The organism is Thalassospira sp. GB04J01, from assembly GCF_000751115.1.
Lineage (GTDB): Bacteria > Pseudomonadota > Alphaproteobacteria > Rhodospirillales > Thalassospiraceae > Thalassospira > Thalassospira lucentensis.
In genome coordinates this window covers 470945-481323 of the sequence record NZ_CCDX020000005.1, presented here as the reverse complement: position 1 = coordinate 481323, position 10379 = coordinate 470945, and the positions used below count along the sequence as shown (strand labels likewise).

The 10379-nt window shown below is 52.9% G+C and carries 8 protein-coding genes; all 8 read left to right on the top strand.

The features are described 5' to 3' along the window. Positions 1–189 precede the first annotated feature (189 nt). The 8 genes from AMM48_RS03780 (at position 190) to AMM48_RS03745 (ending at position 10329) form a co-directional block, all read left to right on the top strand. Complete coding sequence (locus AMM48_RS03780) at positions 190–1779, top strand: transporter substrate-binding domain-containing protein (RefSeq protein ID WP_158246420.1); 1590 nt, start codon at positions 190–192, stop codon at positions 1777–1779. Between the two features lie 205 nt (positions 1780–1984). Then, the gene (locus tag AMM48_RS03775) at positions 1985–2284 is read left to right on the top strand and encodes a DUF2282 domain-containing protein (protein ID WP_102782955.1); all 300 of its coding nucleotides are present in this window, start codon (positions 1985–1987) and stop codon (positions 2282–2284) included. Positions 2285–2336: 52 nt separating this feature from the next. After that, positions 2337–3191, top strand: coding sequence for a DUF692 domain-containing protein (locus AMM48_RS03770; protein WP_102782954.1), 855 nt, complete (start codon positions 2337–2339; stop codon positions 3189–3191). After that, complete coding sequence (locus AMM48_RS03765) at positions 3188–3970, top strand: DNA-binding domain-containing protein (protein ID WP_158246419.1); 783 nt, start codon at positions 3188–3190, stop codon at positions 3968–3970. The genes AMM48_RS03770 and AMM48_RS03765 overlap by 4 nt, the downstream gene beginning before the upstream one ends. Continuing rightward, positions 3960–4520 carry a DoxX family protein gene (locus AMM48_RS03760; RefSeq protein ID WP_244271106.1) on the top strand — a complete coding sequence of 187 codons (561 nt, stop codon included), beginning with the start codon at positions 3960–3962 and terminating at the stop codon, positions 4518–4520. The genes AMM48_RS03765 and AMM48_RS03760 overlap by 11 nt, the downstream gene beginning before the upstream one ends. Before the next feature lie 159 nt (positions 4521–4679). Then, on the top strand, positions 4680–5660 hold the full coding sequence (locus tag AMM48_RS03755; protein WP_158246418.1) for an AraC family transcriptional regulator: 981 nt from the start codon (positions 4680–4682) through the stop codon (positions 5658–5660). A gap of 253 nt (positions 5661–5913) precedes the next feature. Then, complete coding sequence (locus AMM48_RS03750; protein ID WP_102782951.1) at positions 5914–8229, top strand: ricin-type beta-trefoil lectin domain protein; 2316 nt, start codon at positions 5914–5916, stop codon at positions 8227–8229. A 126-nt stretch (positions 8230–8355) separates the two neighbouring features. Beyond that, entirely contained in the window at positions 8356–10329 is a 1974-nt protein-coding gene (locus AMM48_RS03745) for a hypothetical protein (RefSeq protein WP_146030368.1), read from the top strand. The last annotated feature ends 50 nt before the right edge of the window (positions 10330–10379 follow it).

Genomic DNA, 10379 nt, shown 5'->3' with positions numbered 1-10379 from the left:
GCCGGGCCTTCTAAACACAGCATATTCCCTATCCAACGAATTTTAAAACCCTCGACCTTAACTGGTCGGGGGTTTTGTCGTTTCTGCATTCTGTAAATAAGCATATGATAATGCCTTGGGATTTGGGGCCGAGTGGGACCAACTGGGGACCAGCAACAGGCATCATGATCGTGTGTGGGGGCGCTTAAGGTGGCGACAATATCTGTTTGGGTCTGGCGAGCCGGTTTAGCCCGGTATAGCGTGATGTTGGGGGTTTTACTGGCCGTAATATGTGGTGTGCTGGTGCGCGACAGTTTGGCGCAAGGGGCAAAACCCGAAGAAAAGCACATCACGGTCGGTTGGTATCCATCCCATCCCTATCAATATCTACATATGCGACACGGGACGGAAAGTCTGACCGGTCTTGATATTGAACTGACCCGAAAGATTTTCGAGCGGCGCGGCTATACGGTCAATTTTGTCGCCTCAAGCTGGGTGCAAATTCAAAAAGACCTGCGGGATGGCAAGATTGATATGGCACTTGGCGCCTATGACATTGCGTTGCGTCAGGAATATGCCCTGTTTTCTGATCCTTACCGCACCGAAACCGATTCTGCCTTTTTCCAGTCCGGCGCTGAGATCGCCCATAACAGCAGCAGCTTTGCGCAACTGGTTGAAAACATTGCGACCCGTAACGGCCAGATCGGCATTCTCGATGGTTATTCCTATGGGGCCAAGGTTGATGATGCGCTGGCAGGCCTGCCCGGTGATCGCGTGATCCGCTATGAGAATGTCGAAAAAGCCCTGCAAAATCTGGCCGATGGCCGGATTGATGCCTTGCTGTCTGATCAGCTTTTTGTCGAGGCCGCCCTGATCCGCGATGGCTATGGTGATCTGGTGGACCGCCATTCGCTGCCGGTTTTTGCCGGGGCTGTACATGCGATCTTTGCCAAAAAGACGGTCGATCCCTCGGTGGTCGAAGATTTCAATGCTGAATTGAATGTTCTTCAGAAGGACGGCGAATATACCGCAATCCAGAACGCTTTTATCTCGCCGATACGGTTTGGCATTGCGCTGAGCGGGATATGGTTCACTGCCCTTGATTATCTTGGCACGGTGGCTTTTGCTATTTCCGGTGTTTTGCTGGCCCGGCGTGAAAAATACAGCATCTTTGGCGCCTTCGTTCTGGCGGCATTGCCCGGTGTCGGGGGTGGTGTTGTCCGTGATTTGATCACCGGGCGCGAGCCCATCGGGATCATGCAGGCCCCAAACGGGGTGTTGCTGGTGATTGCGACGGTCCTAATGGGCTATCTGACCTATTTCGTGATCGACAGGTTCGGGATCGGGGCGCCGGCAGGCGATGCTAACGACACAAACGACACCATAGCACGACCGGTGGCGCGCACCGGGTGGCGGCGGATCATGACAGTTGGCAATGTTGTCGAGATTTCCGATGCCGTCGGGCTGGCGGCCTTTACCGTGACCGGCGTTTATGTCGCGGTCACCATGAACAGCACCCCGATCCTGCTTTGGGGGCCGATCCTTGCGATGTTGACCGGTGCGGGCGGGGGGATCATTCGCGATGTGGTGCGTGCTGATAAACATAATCCAGCACTCAAGACATCGTTTTACGCAGAAATCCCCCTGTTATGGGGTTTTACCCTGTCGTTCTTTTTCTGGCGTCATGGTCCGCTAGCTGAAATTTCCGACATCTTTTTTGCCGTCATCATCACGGTAATCGGGGCATTCGTGACCCGCATGGTCGTGCTTGGTCTGGGCCTGCGCAGCCCAAGGTTCTAAGCGGGAAGAAGGCTATCTTCAGGGGATGTGAGATTGACGCAGGATCGGTGTTTCGCTTCACAAATATGTGAAAACAAGACAATGCTGTCTCACGTTCCTTTGATGGCCCGTGTGTGAATGGTGCAGTGACCCGGCATTCCCCGCCCCGTAGGCTGAAAACATCACCGCAGCCTGGTGATCAGGTTTCAACCGAAGGGATTAAACGATGAAAAATGCATTGATTTTGGGCGCAGCATTGACCGCCGCGGTATCATTGGCCGCAACCCAACAGGCCGCAGCACAAGGTGCCAAAGAAAAATGCTACGGCGTTTCAATGGCAGGCCAGAATGATTGTGCCGCCGGGCCGGGGACGACCTGTGCCGGGACCTCGACTGTCGATTATCAGGGCAATGCCTGGAAACTGGTGCCGGCGGGAACCTGCGAGGACATGAGCTTTACGACGGCAGATGACCGCGAAATTATGGGCAGTCTCGACAGGCTTGATCGCGATATTCCTAAAGGTTGATCGGCTTGTCGATCCACGATCATTCTTCCAGATTGAGGGTAAAGGACTTTAAATGACACATCTGCCCGCATGTGCCGGTGTCGGCTTCAAGGCCGAGCATGCCAGTGACATTCTTGGCGGCAAGGCATCCGTTGGCTGGTTTGAAATCCACCCTGAAAACTACATGGTGGCCGGCGGACCACGTTTGGCGATGCTGGCAGATGTGTGTGCGCAGTATCCTGTGTCCATGCACGGGGTTGGGCTGTCGCTGGGCGGCGGAGATCCGCTTGATGCACGTCATCTAGCCGATCTTAAGCGTCTGGTGGACCGGTTCAACCCCGCCATGGTCTCCGAACATATTGCATGGTCATCGCATGAAGGTTTGTATATGGCCGACCTTTTGCCGACACCGATGACAAAAACATCCCTTGATAAGTTGGTTGCCGCGATTGATACGGTTCAAAGCCATATCGGCCGTCGTATTCTGATTGAAAACCCGACGTCTTATTTGCCCTTACCGCAAAATTCGATTTCGGAACTGGACTTCATCACCGAGGCGGCGCGCCGCAGCGGCTGTGGTTTACTGATTGATGTAAACAACATTTACATATCCGCCCATAATCTGGGTTTTGACGCAGAGGTTTTTGTCGATGGTCTTCCCGCCGATCTGGTCGGTGAAATCCATCTTGCCGGGCATGAGCGTGATGCCAATGATCAGGATAGTATTTTGATTGATACCCATTCCCGGCCCGTGGCCGATCCGGTCTGGGCGCTGTTTGACCGGTTGATTGCCCGGATTGGTCCAAAACCAACCCTGATTGAATGGGATAATGATGTGCCATCATGGCCGGTTTTGCAGCACGAAGCCGCCCTGGCCGACACGCGATTGAACGCGGTGCGATCACGCGCGCCCGAGATGGCGTCATGAGCAACCTTAAACCGTTTTATGACGGGTTTAGCAATGCCTTGTTCCGTCCGCAGCCGGGCGGCGTACCCGATGGTTTTCCCGCCAAAGCGGCCCATCGTTTTGCCATTTACCGCAACAATGTGCACCGTGGACTAATTGATGCGTTGGCTGCGGCCTATCCGACGGTTGAAAAGCTGGTCGGCGCTGATTTTTTTGCCACCCTTGCCCGCGATTTCATTGCATCCGAGCATAAACGTCCCGGAAGTCTTGCGCTATATGGCTATGGTTTTGCTGATTTTATTGCCAATTATGATGCCGCGCGGGGCATTGCCTATCTGGCCGACATCGCCCGTTTGGAACGCGCCCGGCTGGAGGCCCTGCATGCCTGTGACACGCCGCCACTTGCCGCAGCCGACCTTGCCGGATACGAGGCGGATATTGGTCAAATGTCGTTTGCTGCCCATCCGGCATGCCGATTGGTGATCTCTGATCATCCGGTCATGAGCATCTGGCAGGTGCAGAACCCACAAGACGGGCAGGTGCGTGGCAAAAGCATCCTCAATCAATCCGAAGCCGTCTTGGTAACCCGACCGGCAATGTCGCTTCAGATGCAGGTGCTATCCCCTGACGCTGCCGCGTTTTGCCGGGCTGTCCTTTGGGATTGCGCGACCGTTGAAGGTGCTGTCGATAGGGCATCAGAAGTTAATCAGAATTTCGATATCACGCAGTGCTTTGCCGACCTGCTGCTAAGCGGTGCATTGCGTGCGATATCATGCACGGGAGAACAGCATGGTCGATAACCTAAAAGCAAAATGGCTCGCCCATTATGATCATATGGTCGGCTGTCTGGAAGGTGGGGTTGGTCGGGATCATCTTGGTCTTGTGGCGCGCATCCTGTTTGCCGTGCTGTTGCTGCCCTATTATTTCAACAGTGCCTTGACCAAGATTGATGGTGGCGCGCTCAGTGCCGGTGCCTTTGCCCAGATATTGCCACCGATTGCCGAACAGTATCTTTATGACACGGCCGCCATCCCGTTTTTCCCATGGCATTTGATTGTATGGGCCGGAACATTTTCCGAGTTCATCCTGCCTGTTCTGATCTTTGTCGGGCTGCTTACCCGGCTTTCGGCTGTTGGCATGATCGGGTTTGTGGTGGTGCAAACTGGTGTTGATGTTGCATTTCACGGGGCGGCATTGGGCAGCCTTGCCAATGGGCTGCCGACAGAGCTGATTGATCAACGGTTGCTGTGGGTGGCTGTGTTGAGCATTTTGCTGTTTGCAGGGGGCGGTAAGGTTTCACTTGATCGCGTCCTGAACCGGATGCTGCGGACATCGGCGCGCGATTTGTGAAGTAATTGCATGTTTTGAACATCCATTTGTTTCTTCTGATGAAATAAAGGAATATATTCCCGGTACGGATTTTCTGTTGATGTCCTGACAACTCGGGACACAATCGGCTTTTTGATGGAAGCTCCGGCATATCTGGTCGTATCAAACAGGATTAAACCGGTGAGCTATCTTAAAAACCATCAGGTCTTTGCGTCAAAAAGCCTGGACCAGACGCAGGCTTTCCTCGCGGAAATGAACAGTATTGATGAGATTGATCTGCTCGGTAAAAAAGCAACTGCCGATATTTCCATTCAAGCCGCGTCACTAGCTGATATTGATTTGCTTGGTGCGTCCTTTGGCCCGGATCGCGTCACGATCAAGGCACCCGCAACCGATGAGAACGACCTGTTTTTGCTGTTTGTGAATAGCGGTCATGGCAAGGTCAATCATGGTGGCCAAGAGTTCGAAGTTTCGGCCAAACAGGGCATGATGCGTAATATGCGCATGTCGATGTATGCCATAGAAGACAATTTCGCAGCCCTTGGGGCAAAGCTTCCTGTTGATGCCTTGCGCAAACATGCCTTTGCCCTGACCGGGCAAGATGTTTTCCGCAATGATCTGGTATTTGACACGGCACTTGATTTGACATCCCCGGGCGGGGCGCATGTGTCTAGTACGCTACATTATATCGCCAATGCCCTTGATGGACCGCTTCACGATACAAAGAACGGGACCATCCTTAAGGAACTCCGCGATGTGCTTCTGACCAATATCTTGATGTTGCTGCCAAATTCCTATTCGGAAATTCTTCATGACCGACCATCTGGCATTGCGATGCCGCGTCAGGTCAAACGTGCCCGCGACTATATTCACGAACATGCAGAACATTCGATCCAGCTGGCGGATTTACTGGAGCATGCCGGGTGCCGCTATCGCACCCTTCAAGTCGGTTTCAATCAGACTTTTGGTATGGCGCCAATGGCCTATGCCAAGATGGTGCGCCTGAACCGTGCACATAATGATTTGCTTGCAGCCGCACCTGGAACAACGATTGCCAGCGTCGCCCGCAAATGGGGTTTTGTGCATGCCGGACGGTTCGCACAAAACTATACGCTGCATTTTGGCGTTTCGCCCTCCGAGACGCTTAATCGTCGCCGCTAAATCCAACGTGCATGCTGCTAAGTTGTTGCCGTAAAAAGTGTAAGGCTATCCACTTTTGTGCATTGCCTGTCCACTTATGGTCGTTAATCGACATGCTGCCTTTATTCCTTCTGGTTTCATTCCATGCTTCTGCGTAATCCTGCCGTATAGGACGGGGAGGGGCAGAATTTTAATGCGTTGTTCCCTGCGTGACATTCGCCATGCGGGAACCTCAACCCGGATGCAAAAGTAAAAAAGCAAGAAGGGTTCGGGCATGCAGATCAAAAGACTGACGCCAATATTAAACTATGCGGGGTTGCTGTTGCTCGCCCTGTTGATGATGATCGTGATGGATCAACCGGCTCATGCAAGTTCACAATGGAAGAACTTGCAAGGGTCGCCCGAATGCGGCGGCGTTGATAAACGCGGTAATCTGCAAGAACCGTGCGGACGCGTGTCTGCGAAATTTCAGTCAAAGGCTGTAGGCAAATGCCCGGATGGATCCTTTTTCGATTTGGGAACATGGACCTGTTATGCCTGCCCTGACGGATATAACCGCAACGCAAAAAGCATCAGTGGTGAGAAGGCCTGTGACAAGCCAACCGGCGTAAAGCAGCTTCTGGGCGCGACGTTTCTTGGCAAAAAGGAATGCCCGGCTGGTTCGTTCCTTGACAAACGCAATGGCGGTGAGTGCTGGTCCTGCCCAAAAGGATATGGTCGTACTGCGGCATCTGTTGATAAATGGAACGCATGTGGCATGGTTCTGAAAAAGGCCGTTAGTGCCACGTTCGAAGGACGTGCCTGCCCGCAAGACTCATTTACCGATCCACGCAATGGCGGCGAATGCTGGAGCTGCCCGGAAGGTTTCAACCGTACGGCAAATGCAGTTACCGGAAAAAATGCCTGCGTGAAAACCATTGATTTCTTGCCGGCGACGAAAATTACCGCGTTGACCTGTCCTGCAGGTCAGATTTTCGATTTTATCGATGGCGGGACCTGCTGGTCTTGTCCTGATACCTACCTTCGGACAAGCTTCTCGGTAAAAAGCGCTAAAGCCTGCAAGGCGACCGAAATGAAGTGGATTTCGCCAAATCGGGACATGCCGGGTTTGTTTGGCCTGAGCCCGGCGGTCGAGGAATTGGCACTTGAACTGGTGCGTGATCGCACGGAAATTGACGAGATCATTGCACAGACCGTGCTTGAACTTGATGACACGACCCTCGAAGAATTGTCCTATACCGAATGGTTGCTGATCGAAAATGAGCCATGGCGTAGTGAAGCACTGTCCGCCTTGATTGCCAAGCGCCTGATGAAAGCAGCAACAACCGCGCCGGGACAACGGACTGCACTTGAAAAGCGACTGCTTGAAGATGTCGGAAAACAAATTCAGTGGAACCGTCAATTCCTTGCATCGCAGCTCCGTCAATTATTTAACAACTGGCAAAAGACAAAAGATCTCGAATTCGCGGAAAGCAGCAGTCACAACATGTTGGCATTTGCAGGTTCAGTTACTGAACCGCCAAATTTCAACGAGGTTCTCTCTGCTACCTTGCAAGCAGGCGCAATGGCCGGCACCTTCGGAAGTGGTGTTGGGGTCGGCTTCTTTTTGCAAACCTTCAAGGCTGTGTTCCCGTATCGCAGAGTTGTATCAAAAGCAGGAACCAAGGCGGGGGCAGCAATTGCTGGCCAAGCAGCTAAAGCAGCGACACAAAGTACCAAAGTCCTGACCACGATCGTCACGCCGCTGGGCAAAATTTCAGTCACCATGACCCGCTTGGTAACCGGTGCATCAGGTCCGGTAATGACCGCAGTCACCACGGCAATTACCATTGCCATGGAACTCGACAAGTTCATCAAGATCGAAGCCGCCGAAGGCAAGATACGCCAAGCTGAAACGATTGCCAGCCGCCCGGCCGACATTGCGCTTATGTTGCAGGAAAAAGCCGGTGATGAGCAGTTGATGTATCACTGGGCCATTCTGACCGCCGGTGATACGCGCCCAAGTGCGAACTATGCCCGCGCGATTGCTTCGATCAAGGCAGGCGGCTCTGTTGCTGCGTCAACAGGGCCGGTTATGCCGGTTATTGTCGGGGGCACAGCCTATGATGGGGGCAAGGCGGCAATTGCGGCTGAATCAAAAGTCCTTAACGATGGTCTGAAAAAGCAGGAAGCCAAAGTCCCCGGGACGTTCCGCCTTGAATTCACCGCAAGCCCCGGGCTTTGCCTTGTTAAGCAGGAAGGCGACAGTCTTGTTGCTGTCCTTGGCGAATGCAAGACACCTGAAGCACCATGGGTATTTCCAAATGCCCGCACCAGAGAACTCGTGGTGATCGACAATTATTGTCTGAGCATCGAGGCCAAACAACTTGGTGTTAATGACCCGGTATGGATCCGCAAATGTTCCAACGCAAACCTCAAGACCTGGGGTCTCGATCAAGTGGGACAAATTCGATATGTCGGGACGGGTAGGCGCATGTGCATGACGGTCGCAGACGCGAAACCGGCTATCGGCTCTGTGGTGAAAATGGAACCCTGCAAAGTTAGAAGGATTGAGTCGCAGGTTTGGCGTCCTTGGACTTATGCCGGTTAATTCAAACAATACTTAAACAGAAGCAGTTCGGTCAAAACACAGAAAATGTGTCGACCGGATTGCTTCTGATTTCATGGGGAAATTGTCGGCATCCACTCATTGGTGCTGATATGTGGGGATATCATTTTGCGTCAATTTACATACCAGCGTTCCGTTCATGGACGCCGCCACGTTTGTCGTCATGCCTTGATGGGGGTGTCTCTTTTGGCGCTTGTCGGGTGTCAAACCACGGGCATGGATGGGGGGCAAACGCGATCTGGCGTGGTCATGTCAATCGACAAGCCGCTTGAATATAACAAATCTGTTTTGGGCATGCCCGCCGAAGACAGCGCAATTCAGGCACTGGTGCGTGACAGCATCGATTTCCTGAAACAGGGAAATGCCAAAGAGGCATCAAGACTGATCAATTTGGCGCTTAAGCTTGATGTGACCAATCCGGATCTGCAATTTCTAAACGGGTTGACCTATCACTTGATGGGCGTTCTGGGCGATGCATCAAAGTTCGAACTTGCCGAACAGGGCTACAAACAATCTTTGAAATTTGATCCGGGCAACCTGCCGTCGCGCTATCAGCTTGGCCTGCTTTATATGGATCAGCGGCGCTATCCATTGGCGCAGGAAAACTTTGCCGCCGTTGCGCTTCATCACAATGATGATCCGGCTGTTTTATACAGTCTGGCATCGGCGTCCTATTATTCCCGCGATCCACGCACGGCCGCTGCTGCGTTGAAACGTTTGATGGAAATTTCGCCGGAAGCACGGGAAAACCCGGAAATCCTCAAAGCGACGGCACTGGCACTTTCGGCTATGGATGACCGGTCATCTGCCCAAGAGTTCATTACGACATATCGCGATGTGATCAAGGATGTGAACCGTGCGCGTGACCTTGATCGACGTGTTGAAGGCTGGCAGTCCTTTTATGAAAGCGAAGGCAAATACATTCAGGCCCAATTCAGCGGGGAGCCGTTTGTCGAACCGGAAAGTGACGGGGAAATATCCCCGTTTGACAGCAACCCGTTCGGCCAGACAACGGAACCTTCCGATCCCTTCAGCAGCGTGCAAGACCCGTTTGGTGGGCAGAATATTGACGATACACCGACCGAATTTGTTGATTCCGGGATGGTCGTGGTTGATGTGGTTCTGATCGGAACGCAGGAAGATATTCGTGATTCACGGGGCATCAATCTTCTCAATGGTTTGCAATTACAGTTTGGCGATCCGCTAACCGGTGCGGCCGGGTTGGGATATGGTTCAACAAAAACCAAGGATTATCTGGGAACCGGGCTTGAAGAAAGTACGCAGACCATCACCCGCCAGATCGGCATTCCCGCAGTGACCTATTCGCTGAACATTGCCAATTCGGCGGATGCCAATAATCAGGTTCTCGCCAAGCCAAGCCTTGTCGCACAGGCCGGTGAAACCTCGGAATTCTTTTCAGGAACAGAAATTCTTGCCGCCGCCGTTTCCGGGGGCAGTGGGGATAGTGTTTCCGTCCAGAAGGAAGTCGGTGTGAAATTGGCGGTTACGCCTGAAATTCTGCCCAATGACATGATCCGCCTGCATGTTGTTGCGGAACGAACCTTTTTGACCGATCCGTCAAATTCGGTTGTGTTTGAATTCCGCCTTGATACCACCAAAACCAACGTCAACTCGACCGTGACGATGAAGTTTGGTGAAACCCTGATCCTTGGGGGCTTGAGTGAACGCGAAACGTCAAAGTCGGCGGATGGTGTTCCGGGCCTGATGGATATTCCGGGCCTGAATTATTTCTTCTCCCAGCGGGTTGAACGCGAATTCGAACGTTCCATCCTGATCCTGATGACTCCGCGCCGACCGGTTTATGCCCGACAGAGCGGCTCTGACCGTGCTGCGGTAAATGGGGAGCTGTCGGAACTGGAACAGGAACTTGCCAAACTCGAACGGCGCCATGGGGATTGGTACACCCCGCGTCCGACATTTGATGTTCTGCGCGAGCAGCTTGAAGGCAAGGCATTCTTTGAAGAATTCCGCGCTGGCGATGTGCAGATTGATGCGTGGCACAGCAATCCTGAATCGCAACAAATGATCGCATCTGTACGGGATCGGCTGCTTGAAAACTAAAATCTGGCCTTGGGCACGCGTTTGGCCAATGGACAGGCAAAGTAACAGCA